This is a genomic window from Pantoea sp. AN62 (assembly GCF_050432985.1).
Taxonomy (GTDB): domain Bacteria; phylum Pseudomonadota; class Gammaproteobacteria; order Enterobacterales; family Enterobacteriaceae; genus Pantoea; species Pantoea brenneri.
In genome coordinates, this window is record NZ_JBNPYB010000002.1 from 287,315 (window position 1) to 310,932 (window position 23,618).

23 protein-coding genes are annotated in these 23,618 nt (G+C 49.3%); 15 read left to right on the forward strand and 8 right to left on the reverse strand.

Features of this window, described 5'->3' with window-relative positions; translation table 11 throughout:
- The first annotated feature begins 103 nt into the window (after positions 1-103).
- Together FHW04_RS04290 and FHW04_RS04295 are read left to right on the forward strand one after the other, a co-directional pair.
- Positions 104-262, forward strand: coding sequence for a methyl-accepting chemotaxis protein (locus FHW04_RS04290; RefSeq protein ID WP_227021903.1), 159 nt, complete (start codon positions 104-106; stop codon positions 260-262).
- 179 nt (positions 263-441) lie between these two features.
- Complete coding sequence (locus FHW04_RS04295) at positions 442-981, forward strand: GNAT family N-acetyltransferase (protein ID WP_089562224.1); 540 nt, start codon at positions 442-444, stop codon at positions 979-981.
- Positions 982-1,137: 156 nt separating this feature from the next.
- Here the strand turns inward: FHW04_RS04295 and FHW04_RS04300 are convergent, their stop codons facing one another.
- Entirely contained in the window at positions 1,138-1,701 is a 564-nt protein-coding gene (locus FHW04_RS04300) for a DUF4142 domain-containing protein (protein ID WP_031375197.1), read from the reverse strand.
- A gap of 104 nt (positions 1,702-1,805) precedes the next feature.
- On the opposite strand from FHW04_RS04300, the gene FHW04_RS04305 reads away from it, so the two are divergent.
- Together FHW04_RS04305 and FHW04_RS04310 are read left to right on the forward strand one after the other, a co-directional pair.
- Complete coding sequence (locus FHW04_RS04305) at positions 1,806-2,003, forward strand: hypothetical protein (RefSeq protein WP_128088254.1); 198 nt, start codon at positions 1,806-1,808, stop codon at positions 2,001-2,003.
- A gap of 400 nt (positions 2,004-2,403) precedes the next feature.
- On the forward strand, positions 2,404-3,816 hold the full coding sequence (locus FHW04_RS04310; protein WP_094106268.1) for a hypothetical protein: 1,413 nt from the start codon (positions 2,404-2,406) through the stop codon (positions 3,814-3,816).
- Positions 3,817-3,947: 131 nt separating this feature from the next.
- On the opposite strand, the gene FHW04_RS04315 is transcribed toward FHW04_RS04310, so the two are convergent.
- Positions 3,948-4,742 carry an alpha/beta fold hydrolase gene (locus FHW04_RS04315; RefSeq protein WP_227021904.1) on the reverse strand — a complete coding sequence of 265 codons (795 nt, stop codon included), beginning with the start codon at positions 4,740-4,742 and terminating at the stop codon, positions 3,948-3,950.
- 575 nt (positions 4,743-5,317) lie between these two features.
- Here FHW04_RS04315 and FHW04_RS04320 point away from each other — a divergent pair.
- From FHW04_RS04320 to FHW04_RS04365, 10 genes are all read left to right on the forward strand, one after another.
- Entirely contained in the window at positions 5,318-5,827 is a 510-nt protein-coding gene (locus FHW04_RS04320; protein ID WP_089562223.1) for a cytochrome b, read from the forward strand.
- Positions 5,828-6,345: 518 nt separating this feature from the next.
- Positions 6,346-6,621, forward strand: a complete 276-nt coding sequence (locus FHW04_RS04325) for a YtcA family lipoprotein (RefSeq protein ID WP_202966903.1) — start codon at positions 6,346-6,348, stop codon at positions 6,619-6,621.
- Between the two features lie 27 nt (positions 6,622-6,648).
- The gene (gene mdtN, locus FHW04_RS04330) at positions 6,649-7,713 is read left to right on the forward strand and encodes a multidrug transporter subunit MdtN (protein WP_089562222.1); all 1,065 of its coding nucleotides are present in this window, start codon (positions 6,649-6,651) and stop codon (positions 7,711-7,713) included.
- A gap of 89 nt (positions 7,714-7,802) precedes the next feature.
- Positions 7,803-9,791 (forward strand): FUSC family protein, encoded by a 1,989-nt coding sequence (locus FHW04_RS04335; protein ID WP_158087035.1) that lies wholly within the window; start codon positions 7,803-7,805, stop codon positions 9,789-9,791.
- Entirely contained in the window at positions 9,791-10,333 is a 543-nt protein-coding gene (locus FHW04_RS04340; protein ID WP_031375203.1) for a TetR/AcrR family transcriptional regulator, read from the forward strand. The genes FHW04_RS04335 and FHW04_RS04340 overlap by 1 nt, the downstream gene beginning before the upstream one ends.
- A 300-nt stretch (positions 10,334-10,633) precedes the next feature.
- Entirely contained in the window at positions 10,634-11,299 is a 666-nt protein-coding gene (locus FHW04_RS04345; protein WP_069729973.1) for a helix-turn-helix transcriptional regulator, read from the forward strand.
- Positions 11,300-11,654: 355 nt separating this feature from the next.
- The gene (locus tag FHW04_RS04350; RefSeq protein WP_089562220.1) at positions 11,655-12,647 is read left to right on the forward strand and encodes a zinc-dependent alcohol dehydrogenase family protein; all 993 of its coding nucleotides are present in this window, start codon (positions 11,655-11,657) and stop codon (positions 12,645-12,647) included.
- A 330-nt stretch (positions 12,648-12,977) separates the two neighbouring features.
- The gene (locus FHW04_RS04355; protein WP_089562219.1) at positions 12,978-13,661 is read left to right on the forward strand and encodes an O-methyltransferase; all 684 of its coding nucleotides are present in this window, start codon (positions 12,978-12,980) and stop codon (positions 13,659-13,661) included.
- 217 nt (positions 13,662-13,878) lie between these two features.
- Positions 13,879-14,271, forward strand: a complete 393-nt coding sequence (locus tag FHW04_RS04360) for a VOC family protein (RefSeq protein WP_069729976.1) — start codon at positions 13,879-13,881, stop codon at positions 14,269-14,271.
- A gap of 430 nt (positions 14,272-14,701) precedes the next feature.
- Entirely contained in the window at positions 14,702-15,196 is a 495-nt protein-coding gene (locus FHW04_RS04365) for a glutathione peroxidase (RefSeq protein WP_069729977.1), read from the forward strand.
- Between the two features lie 378 nt (positions 15,197-15,574).
- On the opposite strand, the gene FHW04_RS04370 is transcribed toward FHW04_RS04365, so the two are convergent.
- From FHW04_RS04370 to FHW04_RS04385, 4 genes are read right to left on the reverse strand one after another with little or no spacing between them, the layout of a single operon-like run.
- Positions 15,575-16,516, reverse strand: a complete 942-nt coding sequence (locus FHW04_RS04370; protein WP_089562217.1) for a sugar phosphate isomerase/epimerase family protein — start codon at positions 16,514-16,516, stop codon at positions 15,575-15,577.
- Positions 16,517-16,543: 27 nt separating this feature from the next.
- Complete coding sequence (locus FHW04_RS04375; protein WP_094106269.1) at positions 16,544-16,972, reverse strand: PTS sugar transporter subunit IIA; 429 nt, start codon at positions 16,970-16,972, stop codon at positions 16,544-16,546.
- Between the two features lie 35 nt (positions 16,973-17,007).
- Positions 17,008-18,018, reverse strand: coding sequence for a Gfo/Idh/MocA family protein (locus FHW04_RS04380; protein ID WP_089562216.1), 1,011 nt, complete (start codon positions 18,016-18,018; stop codon positions 17,008-17,010).
- A gap of 25 nt (positions 18,019-18,043) precedes the next feature.
- Positions 18,044-19,453 (reverse strand): sugar porter family MFS transporter, encoded by a 1,410-nt coding sequence (locus FHW04_RS04385; protein WP_089562215.1) that lies wholly within the window; start codon positions 19,451-19,453, stop codon positions 18,044-18,046.
- A 753-nt stretch (positions 19,454-20,206) separates the two neighbouring features.
- Between FHW04_RS04385 and FHW04_RS04390 the strand changes: the two genes are divergently transcribed.
- The gene (locus FHW04_RS04390) at positions 20,207-21,076 is read left to right on the forward strand and encodes an AraC family transcriptional regulator (RefSeq protein WP_089562214.1); all 870 of its coding nucleotides are present in this window, start codon (positions 20,207-20,209) and stop codon (positions 21,074-21,076) included.
- Positions 21,077-21,614: 538 nt separating this feature from the next.
- Here the strand turns inward: FHW04_RS04390 and FHW04_RS04395 are convergent.
- Positions 21,615-23,009 carry a M24 family metallopeptidase gene (locus FHW04_RS04395; RefSeq protein ID WP_094106270.1) on the reverse strand — a complete coding sequence of 465 codons (1,395 nt, stop codon included), beginning with the start codon at positions 23,007-23,009 and terminating at the stop codon, positions 21,615-21,617.
- A gap of 17 nt (positions 23,010-23,026) precedes the next feature.
- Positions 23,027-23,536: a DeoR/GlpR family DNA-binding transcription regulator gene (locus FHW04_RS04400; protein WP_089562213.1), complete on the reverse strand. Its 510-nt coding sequence runs from the start codon at positions 23,534-23,536 to the stop codon at positions 23,027-23,029.
- Positions 23,537-23,618: the final 82 nt, after the last annotated feature.

The window sequence follows — 23,618 nt, forward strand, 5'->3', positions numbered from 1 at the left end:
GGGATAAGAAGATCTGCGCCGTGGTTCTGACTGTGGGCAAGCCCGCAATGATGACCGTCTTCTGGGTTAACGGCACGTTATCGAACGCGTAAGGCGCTGCGCCATGCCCGCCGACTTTATCGCCGCCCAGATTAGGTTGATCTCGTTAAACGCCAGCATTGAAGCAGCCCGGGCAAATGTTCATAGACGAGGCTTCCCGGTCATTGCCAGCGCGATCCGCACGCTGACGCAAAGAACCGCTGACATCACCGGCCAGATTTGAGGGCTTCAGAGACAAATCAAAAATTCAGCTGACGAGGCAGATAATGGTTAAGACTGCACCGTGCAGTCTGTTAGGCGATAAGGCTTACGCTGCCAGGCTCGATAATCAACCTACAGGTTGAAACGCACGCGCTGGCATAGCAACATCATTGCAAGGGTAAACCGCAACATGGAGGAAGCATGACACCACAGCTTGAGACTCAACGGCTGCTGCTCGAACCGCTTCAGCGTCACGACGCAGCAGCTATTCAGGTACTGTTCCCGCAGTGGGAAATTGTGCGTTATCTGACGGCTGCCATACCCTGGCCCTACCCCGACGGCGCCGCGCAGGATTACGTCGATAATATCGCATTACCCGCGATGCAGGCCGGACAGGCCTGGTGCTGGACCATCAGGCGGCAGGAAAAACCTGAACAGCTCATCGGTCTTATTGAACTGCGCGATCAGGAAAATGATAACCGGGGTTTCTGGCTGGTGCCGGAATGGCAGAGGCACGGCTTTATGACGGAAGCGTGCCAGGCGGTGAACGCTTTCTGGTTCAGGACGCTGGGCCGGCCGGTGATGCGGGTGCCGAAAGCCGCGATCAATAGCGGCTCGGTATCAATCTCACGTCATTCCGGAATGCGGTTGATTGAAACCGGCAAGAAAGCCTATGTCGCCGGTCTGCTGGACTATCAACTGTGGGAGATGACGCGCGATGAGTGGTGTATGCGGCAATAAAATACCGCTCTGGCGGGCTTTCTCAGGCGGCAGGCCGGGCTTTTAGTCCGACTGGCGTATCGCCAGTGTCGGCCCGATACCGCTGATGGCCGGTTGCCCAGCCCGCAGGGCACATTGCCCACCGGACAACCTGATAACTGCTCCTGTTCTGCCCACTTACATCGCCATCTGCTGAGCGGACTTCAGATGCTGCTCAACTACCGGAATGTGCGCGTCAGCCAGCGCCTTCACATCCGGATCCTTGATCTTACTGGCGTCACTTTGCAGCTTCGACAGCACCATCTTGTGATCCATGGTGCCGGCATTTTCCATGTACATCTTGTCAAACGCGCCGCCGCTCTGCTTTTCCAGCGTGGCGGCCATCGCCGTGTGTTTGGCGTCCGGCTCCGTCGGCAAGGTCACACCCTTTTGCTGGGCGACCATTTGTACTTTGCTCAGGGCGTCGCCATGGTCTTTAACCATCTGCTGGGCAAACGCTTTGACTTTGCTGCTTTCAGCCTTAGTCAGGGCGATCTTTGCGGCGGCAATTTCATTGATATTGGCCTGTGCCATGTCTTTCAACGCTTTTTCGTCGCCGGCGCTGAGCTTAGCCTTCGATCCATTCTGCATAGCAGCGTCCGCAGCGCTGGTCGTTGTCTTTGCCTGCACGCCGACAGTGCTGAACATTGCTGCGAATAGCGATACGGCTATCAGACCTTTAAGGGTTTTACTCTTTTGCATTTTGTTCTCCCGATCGTCATGGTGAGGTCAGTATTAATTCATTAATCGTGAACAGTCTCGTCGTGAAATAACAACTTCACTGGTCAGTATAGTGGATCAATGATTTGAGCCAGCCAGATGCGCTATTTTCTTTAACCGGGACGGCAGAAAATGCCGAAAGCAAAAAGCGGGAATCGCACCAGAAAAAATTTAAAGCGAAGGGCGGAAAGATGGTGTTTCACTCACTCGCCCGCACTACTGATTCAGAACAATCATTCTGCCGTATCGCTAAAAATGCTATTCATTCGGGTATACGATTCTGAATATCGGTCATAATAGCAGCAGTAATCAGAGCAAATCTTTGAAGCATATTAACGTCCGCTTAAGGCCAGACGCGGACGCCGATTGGTATATTCACAACAAAGGTAAAGTTGTACGGTTTCGCTTAGCCGGGCGAACAGATAATTATCTGTTCTGACTGAATGACAAGCCGACCGAAACAATGCAATGTCGCTGATAATGCAATGTCGCTGATGACGCACTCCGTTTGTTTGCCGCAATGAAATCCTTTTTTCTGGTAGCTCACGGCACGACAAGCGGCGGACAATTTTGTGCAGAAGTGGCGGCAGCAACCGCACACTCTGTTTTTTCTGGCGCGTAACACTAACGATCCCGCTTCTGATGCCGATAACTCCCTTTCTTACACTATATGAAGGAACATGTATGTACTGTGTACGCCCTTTAATCCGGCCACTTTTTTTTCTGACGCTGCTGCCCTTTTCTCTGGTTCAGGCTGCGGATAATCCTGTATTGACCGGCGGCAAAACTAACCCCTTTTCGGTCACCAAAATCCACGATCGTGTGAATTACATGGTGTCGTTAAACTTCAATAATGGAAAAACAGCTCAGCAATGGCGATCCGTTGATTGTAAGCACGGCACGGCACAGCTTCTGTACAAGGATTTATTGAATGAGAGCGGGCTTACTAAAGCTCGCTTTTACGGCAATAGTTACCTCCGCTATGCGCCGGCACAGGATGACAGTCAAATGACGGCAGAGGATATTCGCAAGGTTTGTCAGTTACCCATAAAAGAGGCACGCTGGGAAAAATTATCAGCCACGTCTGAGTACGGTACTACCAACCTTGTCGATGTGAATAGCATTGAGCATATTGGTGATATTTTATCGGTGCGCATGGGATATGACTTTGCAGATATCATCTGGGAACCGCCTTATGACGCCCCGCTTGAATTAAAAATTGAGCATTACCTGTATAACTGTAAAACCCATCAGGGTGATGCTGTGGCTGCAATGAACGTCGACAGTGAAGGCCGCGTTACCGATTCACTCATCACTGCTGATATCATTCGTCGCAAGAGTAGCTTCAAAATTGACGGCCAAATGACCCAACGCTTTGAGCAACTCTGCCAGTTACCCGCAGGGAAAACTTTCAGAGCCGAAGGACACTTTGTCCCTGCGGCTAATAAGCCAGCATCAAAGCTGATGGGGCCAACAATGCCCGATCTGAGCAATAATAATCCGCAGTGGCTGAGTAAATTCCCTCTTTCAGCAGCCATTGAGCATCAGGCACAGTCACTGATTAAACCCTGGGCGCTTCCGCGCTTTAAGCAGGTTCGCTATACCACGGTCAGCGCTCTGGGTAAGGTTAAAGTACAGCTGGATGCACAAGCAGATGGTTATATACGCAAACTGGAAGACTATGGTATCTGGACGGTGCAACGTTTAACGCTGGCTAATCAGCTACAGCTGAAGTTCACAATGTCCATCAGTAATGGTGCTTCGCGGCTTAACACGTTGCAGACGGATCTGCGTTTCCCGTTAGTGACCGGACAACACTATCAGGCGAAATGGGAAAGCATTGATGCCGATAAGAAAGTCACTGCTTCAGCGTTACGTTGCGACGTAACCGATCAGGGGGATGCGCATGAAATTTCACCTGAGTTTAGTGGGAAATATCTGCTGGTTAAGTGTGATGAAACTGACGAAGGGCAACCGGGTAGCAGTGATAAATTTGCCTGGCTGCAGGACCTCAATATTTTCGTCCCGGTCGCGACGCAAATAAGTGGTAAACCTGAAAGCCTGGTCACGCTGGAAGATGTCAAAGTGATGCGTTAATAATAATCAGGCTCGCCGCTTTAATCGGTGAGCCTGATAGTTGAATAATCCCCTGAGGGTTAAGTCATGCACTCTCGTGGAAAAACCAGCGATCGGTCGATTATGTGTCACAGAGGCAGCTAGAGGTTATTTCAGGGTGGCACCTGCTGTAAAAGAAAATGACGGAGTTCAGCTGTTAATTCGTCTGGTGCCTCTTCTGCCATATGGTGACCGCTCGCGATGGCTTTACCCGTGACATCGGCTGCCCAGTTTTTCCAGATCCCCACTATATCGCCATATAACGCCTCCAGATCGTCATATTTTGACCATAAACAGAGCGTCGGGCATGCAATCATCCGTCCGCTCTGACGGTCATGAAGTTCGTGTTCTTTGTCTATACCCAGACCGGCGCGATAGTCCTCAATCATCCCATGTACCGTTTCCGGATCGTGGATGGCTCGTCTGAACTCACTGTATTCTTCATCTCCCATGGTTTCGGGCTGGCCTCCATACCACTTGTCCGGATCGGCGAGGATCGCCCGCTCTGGTTTTTCGGGTTGAGCAAAGAAGAACCAGTGGTACCACTGCCGCGCAAATTTCTCATTACAGCGGTTCAGGGCTTCGAGTATGGGAATGCAATCCAGTACGACAAGGCGAGTGATTCGGTCAGGATAATCCAGCGCAGCTCGGTAGGCTGTATAGCTTCCTCTGTCATGTCCCACCAGCGCAAACTGCCTGAAACCCAGCTGGTTCATCAGTTCAATACAATCTTTTGCCTTGGCTCTTTTAGCAGAGCCAGCATGATCAGGCTGGTCAGCAGGCTTTGAAGAGCGGCCGAAACCACGTAAATCATAGGGCATAGCGTTTGATTGTTTGTTGTTCAGGAAACACCTGATGATATTGCTGCTGCCCGTACCGGGAGTTTTAAGAATCAGGTCACTGCCCAATGAGAATATTCCGGCAACGTGGCAAAATATCCTGCTCCCTGACTGTTCCCGGTCGTGGTCCGATAATTAACGGCCAAAGCACTATTATTCGCGTATCTCAGCTCCTGATATTAAACAGCATAGCCAGACAGGGAACCAGCAGGCGTCAGGCTTGTCAGATTTGGCTCAAAAGCGATAAGGCGCGGCCTGAGCCTGTGCCCGGCGTAATTTATTATAAAGCTGACTGGCATCGTTTAAGGCCTTTAACTTCAGGCAGTTACCCAAGAGCAACAGGACGTTAAAGGCCACTTCAGCGATCCGGCTGTTAATACGAAATTAAGACTCAATAGAATAATTTTTAATACAGCCTGAGTTGATCAATAATATTTTCTCTCTTAATTTATCTGGCACTAAATATTCTTTTCGGGGGTGATTAACTGCGGATAAATAAAGTAAATCGGGATATTTATTTATAAGAATGATCTTATAGCCACCCTTCTGTCCATTGCTTAAAGTGCGCGCCCAATTTCCACGGCAGTGTTTATTGAAGGTGTCATGGATGCACTTAAGAAATTTAGTTATAGGGAATTAACCTTGTGTCACCGCGTTATTCATTACCGCAGATCTGGTTGCACTGGATCTCCGCCATTATTATCATCTGGGCCACGCTCAGTGGATTCTATGTTGCATTATTTCATCACTCTCCGCAGTGCGCACGCTGGATTGGATTTATCAATGTCTCCGTTACAACAATTTATATCCCTCTCTTCATATTAAGGATCTGGTTTGCATGGCGCCACGGAAAACCTGGCGATAATCTCCTCAGTCATAAAGAAGAAAAGCTTGCTGCAGCCGGACACTTCCTGCTTTACAGCAATATTGCTTTAGTCCTGATTACGGGCGTAATGATGATGGAAAAACCGATTAACGTATTTGACCTGATTGTGTTACCGCAACCGATTAATGACCCCGGGATTACGACCGTTTTTAATCAGGTGCATATTATTTCCTGCATGATGTTGGCGCTGCTGGTAATCGGACATATTTTAGCCGTCGTTAAGCATCAGCGTAAAGGTAAGCCATTACTGCGGCGCATGGGCTGGTAAGTCGATATCGTTTCACAAATGCGCCTCAATTCACTGTGATTATCAACCTGACATCAACACTGTCAGAGGTCTGGTATTAGCAGAGAATGGGGCGTGAGATTAATGCCTGACGGGCGTGAAGCCTGTCAGGCTGCAGCAAATAATCCAGCCGTTCACACGGTGATGCTCGTCAGGGAGGGGGGAGCAATGAGTCGTTATCATTACTTGCTGGCTTCGATCCCGCCAGCCGTACCAAACCCGCCTGCGTCTGGTATCCTTATCAGCAGCTAACCTGCCGTCAGCAGTGTCCACCGCCGCCTGACCGGACCGCAAATACCCGTAAAAACCCCCTTCTCAGCCAGCAAACCAGACGTCTGAATTAGCGCTGTCCCTCACCTTTCTGTCCGGCTGAAAGACGCCATACGACGCCTTCTGTTAGTGCCAGAAAGCGTCACAGCCTTGCCCGAGGCACCGAATACACCTACTAAATACATGGTTGTATGTCGACGTCGGGTTGATATAGGGTATGTGAAAATTCAATGACGCATTTATTTATGAAATACAGAAAAATTCTGCTGGCTGCCGTCATCTTTCAGCTAAGTGGCTGTGCAGCGCACTCTCCCTCGGTCAATATTTTGGGCGCGTACTTCCCGGATTGGTTATTTTGCATTTCCGGTGGTTGCCTGATCTCAGCGGCAATATACCTGTCACTAACCCGGTATGGGAAAAATGCGTGGCTCACACCTTATATCCTGACTTATCCGCTGCTGATCACCCTTTTCTCAATGGGATTGTGGATCCTGTTTTTTTATTAATCTCAATTTGTTAACCATGGAAAACAGATGTCTATTCAGTTAAAAAATGGCGCGGGACAGCGGCGGTTTATTCTGGCGCTGTCAGTGCTTACGCTGGCAATATTATTCTGGTTAATCTGGGTATTTGATCAGACACCCGGCACTGATGATGCCTATGTTTATGCTGATACCATAACCATCGCCCCTCAGGTTAACGGGGTGATCATAAAAATGCCGGTGAAAGAGAATGATCTTGTTCGTCAGGGAGATATTTTATTCGAAATAGATCCTCGTCCCTATCACGATGCCTTAATACGCGAAAAGGCAAACCTTGCCCAGCTGGAGCAGCAAATTATTCTTACCCAGCGCGACGTCAGTGCGCAGCAGTTCAATGCACAGGCGGCAGTAAAACGGGTTGATGCCGCCCGCGCTACGGCTGAGCAGGATGCGGCTACCCTGCGACGAATGGACGCGCTGCGCGGACAAAACTACGTTTCCGGGGAATCTCTGGATCAGGCGCGAGCCCGGCAGCGTGCATCGGCGGCGCAGTTACAGTCAGCCAGACTGCAAGCTGAACAGGCTAATGCTGCGGTCAGCAGCGTAGCGGCATTGATTGCGAAACGTGAAGTCATCAAAGCAGATATCTCCACCGCCGAATTTAATCTGGAACATACCGTTATCCGGGCGCCGTTTGAAGGCCGTGTCACCTCATTAAAAACCACCAGCGGTCAGTACGTCAGCACAGGACAGGCTGTTTTTACCCTGATTGACAGTAAGAACTGGTACGTGGTGGCAAACTACCGCGAGTCTGAACTTAAACATATTCACAACGGTGACAGCGTCGATGTTTATCTGATGAGTGATACCGGAAAGCATTTTAGCGGAACCGTAGACTCCATTGGATATGGGGTTTATCCCGATGATGGCGGGTCGTTACAGGGTGGTTTACCGAGTGTTGCCCGCAATATTAACTGGGTGCGTGTTGCCCAGCGCTTCCCGGTACGCATTCGCATTACAGCTCCTGACCGTCGGCTTTTCAGAATGGGAACCTCTGCGGTAGTGAAAGTGCATTCCGGCCGTCTGCGACATGAAAGGAAGGGTATTGCAGCATGACAACGCCAGCCATCACCGGCGGAAAAACCAGTGCTCTGCTTCGTTTTTTGCAGCAGGAGTTAAGGGGATTCCCCGGGCGTTATAATGCCATGCTGCGGTATCTGCTTTCTTCCGTCATCGTCATCATCACTTCGCTGACGCTGGGCGTCCCGCAGCTTGCCTATTCTCTGTTGGTGGTTTTTTTTGCCACCCAGAAAAATATTGTATTAACCCGGATGATATTTCCGCTGTTCCTGCTGGTGAATACCGCGGCAGTCGCGGCGGCGATCCTTATCCTGAAATTCACCATTGATGTGCCGATGCTCCGTCTGTTGAGCGTCTCTGTTGCGTTGCTTATTCTGCTGTATCAGATGCGATCTTCCAGAAAATGGGGCTTTCTCTATTTTGCCGTCGCTATCACCATCACCTACGCACAAAGCTTTGTCGATCTCAGTTCAGATGGCGAAATGTTGCTGCGTAACTGTCTGTGGTCGTGGGTGGCCGGCTGTTATGCCACTGTGGTGGCGCATATCGTTAATACGCTGCTGCTGCCGGTGGAGCCGGTCAGACAGTTGCAGCAGGAGCTGGACAGGATCATGACGGCGACCCGCCGGGCGCTGGAAACAGCAGCTGCAGGCAAGCCAACGACGCCAGCCACGCTGGAAGAGATCCAGACCAGTGTGCTGACGTTACACAGCTGTCTCAAGTTCTCCATCATGCGGTCGCAGCCGTTTCGCGCCAATAAGGAAAAGCACCTCGCCGAAATCGCCACCGCTGAACGGCTTTATTCTGCCTCACGTCAGCTGGCCAGTCTGCACGGCGGCTTAACCGACACGGCCTCCGATCACTGCCGCAAACTGGCCGTCGAGTGCCGTTCCTTTCTTCAGTGTTTGCGGGACAACCGGCGCTATCTTCCTGAGCCGGCGGATCGGTCGCAAATTGACGCCCTGCCAGCCTGTCTTCAGGAAATGTACAGTGCGCTACGCAGTGTCTCCCTGCTGGACGCACAACGCAGCGAGCCTCAGCAATCAGGTGACACGCTTCCCGCGACTGCCCGGCCGAAAGCAGCGCTTTCATATGACTATATTAAATACGGCATCAAGACATTACTCGCAGTTGCCCTCTGTTATATCTTTTATACCAGCGTCCAGTGGCCTGGCATTCATACCTCGATGCTCACCTGTATCATTGTTGCCGTACCCGGCCTTGGCGCCTCAGTTCATAAAAGCCTGCTACGGATCGGTGGCTGCCTGGTCGGCAGTCTGCTGGCGTTATTCTGCACAATCTTTATCCTGCCTCACATCGACTCAATAACCGGGCTGCTGCTGATGGTGATACCCGCTATCGCTCTCAGCGGCTGGGTGACGGCCGGCTCCGAGCGAAGCAGCTATGCCGGGGTTCAGATTTTGTTCGCATTTTCGCTGGCCATGTTTGCAAGCTTTTCTCCCCACCCGGACCTGTCTGAGATTCGCGACAGACTGGTGGGTATCTTACTGGGCATTACGGTTTCGACCCTGATACACAGCCTGATCTGGCCGGAAACGGAGGGAAGAACACTGCGTCATGCCCTGGCGGGCTTGTTTGAATCTATGGCGGCAAGAATGAGCCTGGTGGAAGGGAAAACCAACAGCCAGGCTGAAGGCTGGTTTAAACTGGATGCCACACAAAAATTACTGGCCCAGGTGGCGCTCGAACCCAACTGGCGCAGCAACGATAATGAAGATCTGACGCTAGCCTGTCAGACTTTGCTGGGTAAACTGCGTGAAATCCACGTTGCAATTTCCAGACTGGAAAACGAGTATGCGCGGTCTGCCGGCGATGCTGATCAGCATGAGGCGGTTACGCTTGCCCGTCGTCTGCTGCAGAGCCTGTCAGCCGGGATGACGCGCTATGCCAGGGGATTGCAAAGTGAACCGGGCTCTGCACCGGCTATCGCTACACCGGTAGATCCGCTAATGGCTGATATGCAGCAGAGTGAGGTGGAAAGTGACGCGATCCTGAACAGTCCCCTTCTGCTCAGGACCCGTGAACTGGTCAGCCTCTGCTGCTCTGTGCCTGCCTGGCCGTATGACAACAAACTGAATGTATCCGGAGTGTAATGCTGATGAAGATGGAGATGATCCGCCGTAATGCGGATGAGACCAAAAAGAAACTGTTAGCTGCGGCACGAGATATCCTTGCTGAGGAAGGTTATGTCGCTTTCAGTGAGAATAAAATTTGCGAACTGGCCGGCGTCACTCGTGGTGCCCTGCGTTATCATTTTCCCACTGGCCGATATGATCTCTTAAATGAACTCATCCCCCTGCTTTTACAGCAGATACCGGCCAGTACCACCTCAGACTGTAAGACACGTATCCTGGAGTTAATCCAGTTTATGCAGCAACAGCCGCTGCACAATCCGCTGGTTCTGATCATGGAAATATGGCAGGCGACGTTTGCGGATAAAGATCTGCGGGAGTCAGTGGGACAGACACTCGATCAGCGATTCCAGGTATTTTTCAATGTCAAAACCCTTGAGGAGCTGCCCGAAGAGATTACGCCATACCGGTTAATGTTCTGGGGATCGATTTTGTCGCTGCAATATCATAAAAATAATAATAACGGTTTGCAGACAATCATAGAATTCATGAAAGCGCATTAATACTGTCAGATGTCGTCTCTCAGCACGTCTGTTTAACAGGCTATAATTCTGTACAGGCCCGAAGGTAGTTTATTCTTTTGGGCTTGTCTTTTACTGATACAGACAAACCTATCGATGCCATATTTATTATAAATATTCATGCCTGTGCAGGTTTAATTTTACAGCCCATTATGCAATAGCGAAGAGCCGAAGAATTCAGTCTGTAAATATAACATTTACCGGCCTAATCCTGTTGCTGTGTCGCTATGTCGCATGGAAATAGCAGGCTGTTTTGAATACGTGTACATCAGGGAGCTTAATATGATGGATAAACCTCTTCTTATTGTGATGACCGAAAATAACTGGTTATTTGCGGGTCTGAGTGACCTGTTGCCAGAGATGACCTGCCTGAGGATGGACTATGCTAGCCAACATATGCCACGGGAGGTGAAGAAAGCCCGCAACATCATCGTTGCCGTGGACAGCCTGATATTTTTCCGGGGCGAATGGCTGACGTTCAACAGCCTCCGGGCCTGTCGGGAAGATATTTCTGTGGTCTGGCTGACTCAGGAACATACCGGGCGGGTTTTCCCGGCAACGAGCCGGGGTGACAGGATCCTGTCACAGACAGAGGATATTAGCTCGCTTGCGCAGATGATCAGAGAAATTGCCGAGCAGTCGGTATCCCGGATAAGAGCAGATCGTGTCAGACCGGTCAGCCTGACGCTGACGGAGCGTCGGCTGCTGCCCTTTTTTATCGCCGGTGTCAGTCTGCCGGACCTGTCCAGACAGCTGGGTTGCGCGATAAAAACCCTCTACCACCACCGTCATAGTATCGTGACCAAAGCGGGATTCAGGCAGCCGGTATTTCTGGAGTACGTGTATAAATCTAATCCGGGATTTAGCGGTATATTCAGTCCGGAATCAACCGCGTGGAAAACAATATGGCATGAGGAGCAGAAACAAGGCCTGTCCGTCGATGGATAATCTGGCTTATTACAGGCCTTCGTATTGCGGTAAAGCTTCCCGACCCGCATTCACACCGGCCGGGCAACGACAACTTTCCTGCCTGATTTATTTTCAGCCAACGGAGCAAGTGAAACGGCAGGATAGAGCGGACGACACGACAGACCTGTGCGGGTTTCCAGGTGATGATATTGCTCCGGTAAGGTTTTTGCCAGCCAGGTTTACTGAGGCCGCTGATTGTTACCGGATTAATAACACTGTCGTTCCTCAACGACTATTTTTACAGCGATGACAACCACGTAGATTAGTCGCAGATGAATCGGGTTTGCGCTCTGCGCTACCCGTAAGCTATCCCGCTAACTGACGAGGTCTGAAAATGTCTAAAGTTGTTACCTTTAACCGCACCGGTGGTCCCGAGGTTCTGGAAATTGTTGATGTACCGGTGCCGACACCGGCTGCAGGAGAAGTTCAGATTCGCGTAAAGGCAATAGGTGTTAACCGGGCGGAAATTATGTACCGCACTGGTCAGTATGTGATCGAACCCGAATTCCCGGCGCGTCTGGGTTATGAAGCGGCTGGCGTGGTTGAAGCAGTCGGTGAAAACGTCGACGGTTTTACGCGCGGGGATGCAGTCAGCGTGATCCCGTCGTTCATGTTCAGTGAATACGGCATGTATGGCGAACGGGTTAACGCACCTGTACATGCGGTGGTGAAACACCCAGAAAATCTCTCCTTTGAACAGGCCGCCGCAAGCTGGATGATGTACGTAACCGCTTACGGTGCGCTGGTTGAGTACGGTAATTTACAGGCCGGACAGAATGTCATCATCCGCGCAGCCTCAAGTAGCGTTGGGCTGGCAGCCATTCAGATAGCCAATATGCTGGGCGCAAATCCTGTGGCCCTGACCCGCACCAGCGAGAAGCGTGAGATGCTGATTAAAGCCGGGGCAGCCGCCGTTATCGCCACGGCAGAACAGGATATGGTCACTGAAATCAATCGCCTGACGAATGATCAGGGTGCCCATATTGTCTTTGATCCTGTAGGCGGCCCGGACGTGGCAAAGCTGATGCAGGTCATGGCTCCCCAGGGACTGTTCTTTCAGTATGGCGCGCTCGATAGCCGTGATATGCAGGTACCGGTGTTCGAACTTCTTGGTAAACACCTCACCCTACGTGGCTATGAGCTGTTCGAAATTACCACCGATCCGGAAAAAATGGCGCGAGCAAAGAGCTTCGTCACCGACGGCCTGCGTTGCGGCAAACTTAAACCGGTAATTGATAAAACATTCAGGTTCGATGAGATTGCTGATGCGCACCGTTATATGGAAGCAAACGGTCAGGTAGGTAAAATCGTTGTCACTGTTGAATAAAGCGTCTGCTGCACGGCTCACCTGCGGGGCCGTGCAGTGACTGCAGCCTTTTAACCAGACGTGCAGGGCCTGACCGGGATCCGGCGGCCATGTTTTTTAATGATTTATCCGCCCAGTCAGAACACAACCCCATATATAAAAAGACGGCAAACAGCCTGGATGCTGATGGCTGTGACAGGTCTGTCTGATGTCAGGACTATGCGAACCAGGATCAAGGTAAACGTGGCGGTCCTTACAGATTTTGAATCTGTAGCCGATCTGACATATTAAAAACTGAAACAATATACAGCTAAACTGATTATAAAATGATTAATGGAGAACGGATGCTTTATGCGAATCCCTGATTATCCCTCCCAGGACTCAGAAAGATGGACACAAGTCGACGCCTGGTTTGCTGAAAAGCTTGCCCCTGAAGATTCAGACTTAAAATATGCGCTCGCCAACAATGCAGAGAAAGGGCTACCGACACACGATGTATCTGCATTACAAGGCAAAATGCTGGCAGTGTTCATCCGGATGACACGTGCTGTACAGGTGCTTGAAATTGGTACGCTTGGAGGATACAGCACGATCTGGATGGCAAGAGCGCTACCCCCAACCGGAAGCATAACGACCCTTGAGTTCAATAAGCATCATGCTGAAGTTGCCGGTCAGAATATAGATAAGGCAGGACTTACTGAGCGCGTTAAACTGCTCACGGGTGCTGCACTGGATCTCTTGCCCATGCTTAGCGGCCCCTTTGATCTTATTTTTATTGATGCCGATAAAGTGAATAACCCACATTATCTGGAATGGGCAATCAAACTGTCGAAACCTGGTACGGTTATTGTTGGCGATAACACGGTGCGTAGCGGTAAAGTCCTTGATGCCGATAATGAAGATCCTAACGTAAAAGGGCTCCGCAAGTTTATTCAAATGATATCGGAGGATCAGCGCCTCGAAGCCACCGCCATACAGACTGTGGGCGAAAAGGGATGGGACGGCTTTGTCATAGCTATCGTTAAGACCCTGTGATTTTAATATCCGCCTGGACAAAACTCATTGATTATCAGCCGTAAGCTAACGGATGAGAAATGCTTTGCTTCAGATAAATTGACGACAATAATTTCAACCTTAATCGCCTGGCCGCTTAATCGCGTCGGCGGGTTTAGAGCTATCCGATCCTTTGCAGGTTGTTTATCAACAATGCTTCAGCGAGTATTGTCGATAATAACCATCAGGGAGGAAAACTATGAAGATAGCTAATATAGATCATATACATGTCTACGTTGACCATATTGAGCACGCAGAGCGCTGGTATCAAGAGATCCTCGGATTTTCACGCGATAACGCACTCGCCTTCTGGTTCAAACAGGGTGGACCGCTGGTGATAAGAAATCACGGCGCATCGCTTTCTCTTTTCCTCAGAAAATCTCAGCATCCTGGCCATACGATGGCGTTCGGCGTGGAAGCCACCTTTTTCAGCACCCTATTACCCCGCCTCAAACACAATGAAATCCCTTTCACCATAAATGACCACGATATCTCTATGTCGGTGTACTTTAGCGATCTTAGTGACAACAAGATTGAAGTGACCTCTTACGATTACATTCAGGCAAAACAGATACTGAGCAACGTTGCCTGAGAATGTCGCTGTTAGCTCTTCACAATGCCAGGCCTGCCTCTACTCAGCAGCCAGCAAAAAACAGCGTCGAGCAGCTCACCTCCGTTCCAGACACATAGCAGCAGGATGAGGGAAAAATGCCAGGTTTGGTGGCAAAAATGGATACGGGTCAGATGAGGGTGCGTTAAACTCCGGGGCGCAGGTGAGTCCCGGTCGCCTTTATGTCCGGCGCTAGCAGTATGGCTCTCCTGTGTTTTAATCACGCGAAAGCAGCAGAGGGAGCAGGCCATGGCGGCTTTCTACCAGACTGAAGCCACTACCACTGTCGTCATTGACCTTGCCGTAAAGCCTGACGTCATAATATCTGCTGCTCGCCACGCCTCACGGCGCGTGCAGCATCGCACGGCGTTGCAATGTCGACGTCAAATAATTCTGCTTTGAGGATGCCGTCATGACCCCTTTTCATCAACTGACTGCTACCAGTCTGCGTGGCCAGCCTGTCCCGATGGCCGACTACGCTGGCAAGGTGGTTCTGGTGGTTAATACCGCCAGCCATTGTGGCTTCACGCCGCAATACGCGGGCCTTGAAGCGCTGTATAAGAAATACGCCGATCAGGGTCTGGTGGTGCTTGGTTTTCCCTGTAACCAGTTCGGAAAGCAGGAACCCGGCGGTGCCGATGACATCGCGCAGACCTGCCATATCAACTACGGCGTGAGCTTCCCGATGTTCGGGAAAATAGAGGTTAACGGTGCCGCCACGCACCCGCTGTTTCGTTACCTGAAAGATGCGTTGCCCGGCGTGCTGGGTGGTCGGATCAAGTGGAACTTCACCAAGTTCCTGATCGGACGCAACGGCAAACCGCTCAGGCGTTTTGCACCGATCACCCCTCCGCAAAAAATGGAAGCCGCCATTCTGGCTGCACTTGAAACTGACGCAAAACCTTAGTGTCAGCTCTTCGCCTTTCGATGCTTGCGTCACGCTGATTCCGGCCGGGTGAGGTTACCGCTCGAGCCTCACGCAAAGCGGACAATGCCAGAGGTAACCCGCGGCCCAGCGAACGCCTGCTATTGCGTAACGGTAATCGTATTAGCGTCACGGCGAGATAGTTGCCCGATCTTCAGGCAACATAAATCGCTTATCGGGTATCACCTTAACGTTATGCCATGACCTTTTGTTGCCCTGTTCCGTTCTTCCCCTAATCAGACGTTGCGTCAGTTTCAGATCCTGGCGCACAGGCTTTTCCGCCATCAGGACCGACCGCTTTATGCCCATGCTGAGTGACGAATCTCCTTCAACACTCCTGCCCTGGCTGGCACAGTATGGTTAGCGACTCAGGGTGGCGTTTAATGCATCAATTGAGGTTTGTAATCCGGCCTCTACGCTCATAGTCAGATCTTCCATTTCCAGCGAGACATCACCGTCATAGCCGGTCATGCGTAACACTGAAAAGAACTCTTTCCACCATTTCAGATCCTGACCGCATCCTACCGCCACATAGTTCCAGCTGCGCGTTTTCGTCGCAGTGACCGGCTGATACTCGAGCAAACCATCAATGTCGGCAAGGCCGCGCTCAATACGCGCATCTTTGCCATGCACGTGGAAAACTGCACCTTCGAGCTTACGGGCAGCGGCGATGGGGTCGGCACCCATCGCTATAAGATGAGACGGATCAAGGTTGATGCCAATCATATCGTCCACCGCATTACGCAGGCGCAGCAGTGTCGAAGGATTGTAAACCAGCTGGGACGGGAACGCCTCGATAGCAATCTGCTCTACACCGTGCTGTCTGGCATGCTGTACAAACTTTTTCCACCAGGGAATGGCGACTTCATTCCACTGATAATCAATCACGCCGGGCATGTAGTCTGGCCAGGAGACAGTGGAAGTGATCCAGTTAGGCACCCGATCATCGGGGCCACCGCCCGGCAGGCCACTCATCATCACAATTTTCTTAACGCCCAGCTTGCCCGCCAGTTCGACCGCCCGGTAGCTGCTTTTAGTATGCTTTTCTCCCAGTTCACCTGGCGCTAATGGATTACCTGAACAGTTAAGGGCGACAATGCGGATTTCACGCTGTGCCAGTTGATGTCTGAATTGTTCGAGTTTCGCTGATGATGCCAGCAGCTCCTCAGTTTTCACGTGCGGACAGGGTGACCAGCCGCCTGCTGTCATCTCAATACCGCTAATACCGTAGCTTTTAACTTTATCCAGCATGGCCGTAAAAGGTAAACCGGCAAGAACATCGGTACATAGTGCGAGTTTCATGATTAAATCCTTCGGCTGTTATTAAGATCAGGCTTTCTCAAACTGTTCGATGAATTGCTGTTTTGTTGTAGCCCTGGCTAATAAGGTCGTTTTCACTTCATCACCCAATAGATTCGCCATACCCGCCAGCACATCAATATGTTCATTTGCTGTCGCCGCGACGGCGACCACAATGAAGACAACCTTGCCGCCTCCCCAGCTTACGCCGTTGGGAAACTGAAAAACCTGGAAGCCGGTTTTAATAACCAGATCGAGGTTCTCCTTTGCACAATGAGGAAACGCAATTCCGGCACCTATATAGGTCGGGACACTCCTTTCCCGGGCCATCATGCCATTAAAAAAACCTGGTTTAACGTAACCCGATTTTTCTAATGCTTCTGCCGCAATCCTTATCGCTTCGGTTTTATCCGCTGCCCGACACTGTAAATGCAATGCCTCTTCCGTCAGTCGTAACATGGTTCAATCCTCACTTAGTTGCGCGCAGGAAAGGGTTAACGATATACAACCGGCCGTTGCGGAATAAGCACATCATGTTTTTCCCCGTCTTTCAGAGACGCCAGGCCAGCATCGCAGACCAGGGCAACGACGTAGCCATCCCATGAGGAAGGACCGCTCATCTCTTTACCTGAATGAATGTTATCGATGAAGTGCTGCACCTCGCGATCATAGGCTGTGGTAAAGCGTTCCATACAGGACTGAGCGATATGTTGCGCATGCCCCTTTAGCGAACGGGTGGCGATGAGCTGTTGTTCGTTCAACGCAGCAATGGCATTTTCACCGATCACTTCACACCGGATGTCATAACCGTAGTGACAGTTCACAAACAGTTCGTCGTCCACGTGCACCCCTGATTCCGTCTCAAAAATGACAATAAGCGGATCCTGTAAATGTGGCAGCGCACGGCGGGTTTTCTTGCGCGGCTTATCGACCCGAACGGATATGATATTCTCATTCAACAGATAGCGAACAATGTCGATTTCGTGGGTGGCGGAGTCATTAATCGCCATTTCGAGCGTATAACTTTCAGGTACTGAGGGATTACGGTGCGCGCAGTGAATCAGCATGATATCGCCGAGTTCACCGCTATCAATTACCTGCTTCAGCGCCTGATAACCGGGGTCAAAACGGCGCATAAAACCAAGCTGCAGCAGCCGTTTCCCCGCTTTAACCTCAGCATCAATAATTTCTCTGGATTCGTCCGCGGTTGGCGTCAATGGCTTTTCGCAAAATACCGGTTTACCGGCGTTAAAAGCCGCCAGGATCTGTGCTTTATGCGCCGGACCAATTGAACAGATAAATACCGCATCAACCTGATCAGAATTAATCATTGCCTCTGCATCATAAAACGCAGTCGCGTTATATTCACTGGCAATCGCATCGGCAGCAGCGTGGTTAATATCACAGACGGCGGTAACTTTCGCGCCGGTAATAATATCGTTAAAACGTTTCAGGTGGTCGCGGCCAATCATACCCAACCCGATTAATCCGATTTTGACAGTCATTGTTCAATCCTCTATTACAGTGGCGTTAAAAGCGAAATTTCTTTTCAATCTGTTCTAATGTCAGGCCACGGGTTTCGGGCAGATATTTCACCAGCAGGGTCAGCATAATGACGTTAGCCGCACCAAAGAAGCCGAAGGTCATTCCACCGCCGTAATGACTTAACAGGTAGGGGAATATCGACTGAATCATGAAATCAAACATCCACAGACCAAATACCGCGAACCCCATGCCTGCGCCTCGCATTCTTAACGGATAGATTTCTGCTAACATCAGCCAGAAAACGGGCGCGATCCAGCCCTGCATAAATACCAGGAAAAGCAGCATCAGGCCGAGAATAATGTAGGGAGCATGCGCAAAATTAGCCTGCAGGGTTTCGCTTCCATTGATGGTTTCGGTATGAAAAAAAAGCTTAAACGCAACGCCAATCAGTACCAGACTGACGGTCACGCCCGCCTGACCGGTAAAGAACATTTTTCGACGAGAGTGTTTACCAATTAACGCGATACCCAGTAACGTCGCCAGTACCGAAATAACGCCGTTAGCTACCGCCCCCGTCACGGCGGCGGCGTCACCAAGGCCGGTCGCTTTAAGAACCGTAGGGGCGTAATACATGATGGTGTTAACACCCGTGACGCGCGTTGCCAGTACAATCATTAAGCCAATCAACACCAGCTGAACCACCCAGCGATGTTTTAATTCGGCGAATAGATTGAATTTCACCTCATCGGCTTTGACTATCTGTTGTATCTCTTTTATTTCGCGTTCCACCTCTTCCGGCAAACGTAACGTTTTGAGGACTTTTCTTGCTTTATCCGTCTCGCCCCGCCGGACAAAAAATCGTGGGGATTCCGGCATCATCAGCATTCCAATCCACAATAAGGCGCCAGGAAGTGCCGGTATGGCTAACATAATGCGCCAGTTGTGCTGCATTTCAGGATAGAGATTGACGATGGCGGCATTGACCGAATAGGCAAGGAACTGACCGGTGACAATCATCAGTTCGTTGACCGTAACCATTCTTTCTCGCTGATCGGCACGTGCCAGTTCAGATATATATATTGGTACGGTTACCGAGGCACACCCGACGGCTAATCCCAGAATAAACCGCGCCACTATCATTGACGGCACATCCCATGCAAAGGCAGTCCCTAATGCACCAAAAATAAAAATGATCGCAACCCAAAGCAGGTTTTTTCTGCGGCCCTGTTTATCGGAGAGATAGCCACCAAATAAGGAGCCCAGCGCTGCACCGAATAACAGAAATGAGGTAATAAAACCCTCCTGAGTCGGAGTCAGGTTTAAATCATATTTCATGAAGAGCAAGGCACCGGAAATTACGCCCGTATCATAGCCAAAGCACAAACCACCAATGGTAGAAACGACAGTTATCATCCTCATTCTTTGAGGGTTTTGCAGGTGAGTTTTATTGTACATATCTGTTCCATCTGGTTGTAAGGTAAGCCACTGCAAGCCAGTTAATGACCCGCGACAGGCTCATAATATTTAGCTGAATATCAGTGAATATTTTTTAATACAGAGAAACGTTATTTTTTCATGTCTATGAATCAAATATTCGACACACCTTTATCGTTGCCATGAAGTTATATCAAACAGAATTTTAAATACCAGCAACCTTGAGATACTGCATTCTGCCACGTGCGGAGGATCAAAAATTGCGAAGGAAAAACCCTTTTTCAGGTGACGATTGTCACAACCTGTGGTTTATACGTTGACATAGCAAGAATGAAGAGAGTTAAAAACATTCCCTGAAGAAACTTTCACGCTGAATTAATAGAATAAAAACATCTTTATTCACTACCAGCAGATTAGAATAAAGCCTCGTGTTAGCTGGTCTGCTCGTCAAATAATGCGGCACGCTTAGCAATAGCAAATTTCATGACTTTTTATTTTTTTGTCTGTTTAACCCCTGTAATTAGTAGGGTTTTGACAATTCGGCACAGGCTCCCGTTTTTCGCCAGGCCTGGCTACAGTGCGATTTAAACTGTGACGAAGATCAACCTGATATTCAGCTTTACACCGCTGGATCACAACAACCTGCAGTTGCATGCCAAAAAATATTTAAAATATATTATTTATCAGTAAGTTAATTTATTGTAAAAAGCAACATTGATGATTACGGGTTCGCTCAGTAATGTAACAATAGCGATCTGATAACAGGAGCATCCTATGCTGACCTTTTGCCTCAATGAACATTGTTCTTCACGCGGGTTTGAAACCGGTCTGCGACCTCGTCTTACATTTATCTGTAAAGCTGAAGGGAGTGAGGCGGCGATTCCACGGGTGATGCACAAGCACCACGACCGCTTCGAACTCATGTTCATTCGTGGCGGCAGCGGTGTCTATAACATAGACGGCCGGGGTTACAGCGTTAAAAAAGGTGACCTGATAGTGTTTAACGCCAATGTGTTGCATGACGAAACCCCAACAGCAACGGAAGACTTATTGATTTATAGCTGTGGCGTTGAGCAATTGAAAGTAGACGGTTTACCTGTGAATGTTCTCACGCCCCGCACACAGTCGCCGGTAATACCTTGCGGTGAGTTTTATGATGAGATAGGTCAGCTGTTTGATCTGATGTGGTCGCACGTCAGCAGCAAGCAGTTGTACAGCGCTGAAATTGGCAATAATCTGCTGGGCGTCTTGATTTTAATCTGCCGGAATTTATGGCTGGAGCATAAACACGAGCAGGAAACGCCTATTATTCTGCTGGGACAGCGCGTTAAAGAGTATATAGATAACCACTATAAGGAAGATATTGCGCTGATGTCTATAGCCACTACGTTGAATATGAATCAGTTTTATTTGTCCCACGCCTTCAAAGACTATTCTGGTTATTCTCCGAAGCAGTATCAGACTCGCCGTCGTATTGGTGAAGCACAAAATTTATTATTAAGTACCGAGTCCGGCATAACTGAAATAGCTAACGCTGTCGGTTACGATAATGTCAATAATTTCCATCGCATATTCCATAACCTTGTCGGCATACCGCCGGCTCGTTATAAAAAATTCTGGCTGACCGGTCAGATTAAAACCTGACCGGATGACAAAATGATCTGCATAGGTCTATTGTTTCCTGCAGCACCGAAATACCTTCACTGGTATGATCAAGAATAAATTTTTACGATGGTGTTCGGTATTAGTGTGGGTGCGATTAGCTGCCGCAGTTCAGCCCCTTTTTTCTGCTATTCCTTGCTGCAGTCTGGCTTTATGAAATAACAATCGCTTCGAGAGTTATATGAATGATCTGTGTGGCGGCATCTCTATAATCACCCCGGCGTTCATAGAGATGCCTGCAAAAGCACAACTTAAGTGGGCAATATAATACACCTCTGGAACAGTTCGTTAATATTAAGTAGGTTTTATCTTTAGTAGCCAGCATACAGAATACAGCACGCAACACCCAATAATAAGTATATGAATGTTGTGTGCTGTACAGAAATTTCAGTTGGATTTTATAGCTCTGGATAAAACGCCTGTTCACCCGACTCAACTATGTTCGGATGATTTCCTGACATACTCATTATGCAGGACCTATAGTACTTTTCACCTCAATACAGTTTTTACGTCATATTCATTACCGACTACAGCGTAAGGCAAAATTCTTTTTCAAAAAGAAAGGACGAAGATAAGCAACAGAATTGGATAGTGGAATGACCTCCTCACTGAGGTTAATGCCCAGTTCTTCACGCAGGTATTTTCTGCGCGTTTCAATACGATTCCACATTGACGGGTAAGCTTTCCGGATATCCTGCTGGAGCTGAGCATCTGCTAGTGCAATACATTCTTCGGCACTGACACCGGTATATTCGGGAACAGACGGAATGATATCAATCTGCATAATCATGCCGCTTTTAAGCTGCTCTGAGGAGCCATAAAAAATGGGGGATGACATCCATTCCTCATCAGAAACGAGGTGCCCCGGATTCAGATGCCAGCCGTAGCGTTCTTTAGGATAAATCTGCTGAATGAGATCGTAAAGCGCGCCGCCGGGCATGCCTATTTTGATATTTTCCAGCCAACCGACAACCGCTGAAAAGTACGGCTTTGCCATGCGTTCCAGATAGTCCTTCTGCGACTCCGGCAATTCACTTTCTTCAGCGATCACAAAGCCAGTACGGCTTGACAATCCACCTTTGAATCCTGTGGTAATCGAAAGCTGATCGCCCGACTGGACCTTTTTATATGTCGGATAAATATTAGCTTTATCAAAACGCTGGCCTGTTGCGGCAATCGTGACTACGGTATTGTACTGACCTTCAGATGCGAGAAGAGCCCCCAATTCTACTTCTCTAATGCCAGGCTCAACAGCGTTGAGGGCGTCAAGAATACAGTTAGATGAAAGGTTGGCACCATACTCATAATGGGCAATTTCATTGGCATTACAGGTTGCTCGTGCCCCGCTGTGGCCGCCAATAAAAAGGTGAACAGCATTTTCCAGCACCGCCTCTTTATTGAGTGTTTTTTTTATTGCATCCACAATAAAGTACGGTAGATCGAAATAATCACGCCCATTTCCGGCGGCTGGCGTAAACATTTTCCAGCCTGCCAGACCCACTTTCTTATTGGTATTGAGACCGGCATTGCTAAAAATGGTTTCCAGTGGTACTTCATTCTCCATGGGCTGGTTTGGCAGGGAAAAGAATGGACTGTGCACCAGTGATACCGGAACACGCGAGAAGCGGGCTAGCTTCAGGTTCTCGTTACCGAGAATCACCGTGCAGTCACCTGATTTATCCAGTAGCAGCAGACCTTCTTCGAAGCGAGGAATGAAGCCGGTCAGATATTCGAAATTCCCCCCGTGCTCCTTGTCTGCATAAATTATCAGAGTATCGAAACCTTCATTCTCCATGCCTTCCAGAATTTTCTCTTTCCGCGCCAGAATTGTTTCATCAGACAGAAAGACAGGTTCAACTTCAGTGAATTTAACAGGTGCAGCTGTCGGCCCGTACTGGATTGCCCTTGAAACCATGTTGTACTACCTCACGTTTAAGTATTTGTCAGTATCAACTCGACGTTATTGTCCTGCAGCGACTGGATAAAACTGCTTTCCGGCAATTCATCTGTCACCAGATAATTGATCCACGATAAATCACAAACTTTGAAGAATCCCGTTGTGTTGATTTTGGTGTGATCTGCAACTGCAATAACGGTTGTGCCCTGCATAACCATCTGCCTTTTGACGAGACCTTCTTCTTCTGTATGAATAAAAAGCCCTTTATCGGAAATGGCGAATACGCCAAGCAAAACGTAATCAACGTGATACTTTTCAATTTTCTGTATGGTTTCGCTTCCGTACAGGAACATTTGTTCTTTATGAAGGTTTCCCGGCAATATTTTGATGTCGCATTTTTTATTTCTAGCCAGCCGGTTCGCATTTGTAAGCGAGTTGGTAACTGCCAGGATATTTTTATCGCTCAGATGCGGAATTACTGTCTCCACTGTGGTGGATGAGTCAAAGATCACGCTGCTGTTATCGTTGATGAGGCTTTGTTGAATAAATCGAACTTTTGCTGAGTTGAAGGATCAGATCACGCATCCTCCCGACAACACAGACCATTCCGTGGCAAAGCAAAAGTTC

What these genes read in the sequence shown, in the direction of transcription:
- FHW04_RS04290 (WP_227021903.1), top strand. Translation starts at nt 104, where the DNA reads ATGCCCGCCGACTTTATCGCCGCCCAGATTAGGTTGATCTCGTTAAAC.
- FHW04_RS04295 (WP_089562224.1), top strand. Translation starts at nt 442, where the DNA reads ATGACACCACAGCTTGAGACTCAACGGCTGCTGCTCGAACCGCTTCAG.
- FHW04_RS04300 (WP_031375197.1), bottom strand. Translation starts at nt 1,701, where the DNA reads ATGCAAAAGAGTAAAACCCTTAAAGGTCTGATAGCCGTATCGCTATTC.
- FHW04_RS04310 (WP_094106268.1), top strand. Translation starts at nt 2,404, where the DNA reads ATGTACTGTGTACGCCCTTTAATCCGGCCACTTTTTTTTCTGACGCTG.
- FHW04_RS04325 (WP_202966903.1), top strand. Translation starts at nt 6,346, where the DNA reads ATGACGCATTTATTTATGAAATACAGAAAAATTCTGCTGGCTGCCGTC.
- mdtN (WP_089562222.1), top strand. Translation starts at nt 6,649, where the DNA reads ATGTCTATTCAGTTAAAAAATGGCGCGGGACAGCGGCGGTTTATTCTG.
- FHW04_RS04335 (WP_158087035.1), top strand. Translation starts at nt 7,803, where the DNA reads ATGCTGCGGTATCTGCTTTCTTCCGTCATCGTCATCATCACTTCGCTG.
- FHW04_RS04340 (WP_031375203.1), top strand. Translation starts at nt 9,791, where the DNA reads ATGCTGATGAAGATGGAGATGATCCGCCGTAATGCGGATGAGACCAAA.
- FHW04_RS04345 (WP_069729973.1), top strand. Translation starts at nt 10,634, where the DNA reads ATGATGGATAAACCTCTTCTTATTGTGATGACCGAAAATAACTGGTTA.
- FHW04_RS04350 (WP_089562220.1), top strand. Translation starts at nt 11,655, where the DNA reads ATGTCTAAAGTTGTTACCTTTAACCGCACCGGTGGTCCCGAGGTTCTG.
- FHW04_RS04355 (WP_089562219.1), top strand. Translation starts at nt 12,978, where the DNA reads ATGCGAATCCCTGATTATCCCTCCCAGGACTCAGAAAGATGGACACAA.
- FHW04_RS04360 (WP_069729976.1), top strand. Translation starts at nt 13,879, where the DNA reads ATGAAGATAGCTAATATAGATCATATACATGTCTACGTTGACCATATT.
- FHW04_RS04365 (WP_069729977.1), top strand. Translation starts at nt 14,702, where the DNA reads ATGACCCCTTTTCATCAACTGACTGCTACCAGTCTGCGTGGCCAGCCT.
- FHW04_RS04370 (WP_089562217.1), bottom strand. Translation starts at nt 16,516, where the DNA reads ATGAAACTCGCACTATGTACCGATGTTCTTGCCGGTTTACCTTTTACG.
- FHW04_RS04375 (WP_094106269.1), bottom strand. Translation starts at nt 16,972, where the DNA reads ATGTTACGACTGACGGAAGAGGCATTGCATTTACAGTGTCGGGCAGCG.
- FHW04_RS04380 (WP_089562216.1), bottom strand. Translation starts at nt 18,018, where the DNA reads ATGACTGTCAAAATCGGATTAATCGGGTTGGGTATGATTGGCCGCGAC.
- FHW04_RS04385 (WP_089562215.1), bottom strand. Translation starts at nt 19,453, where the DNA reads ATGTACAATAAAACTCACCTGCAAAACCCTCAAAGAATGAGGATGATA.
- FHW04_RS04390 (WP_089562214.1), top strand. Translation starts at nt 20,207, where the DNA reads ATGCTGACCTTTTGCCTCAATGAACATTGTTCTTCACGCGGGTTTGAA.
- FHW04_RS04395 (WP_094106270.1), bottom strand. Translation starts at nt 23,009, where the DNA reads ATGGTTTCAAGGGCAATCCAGTACGGGCCGACAGCTGCACCTGTTAAA.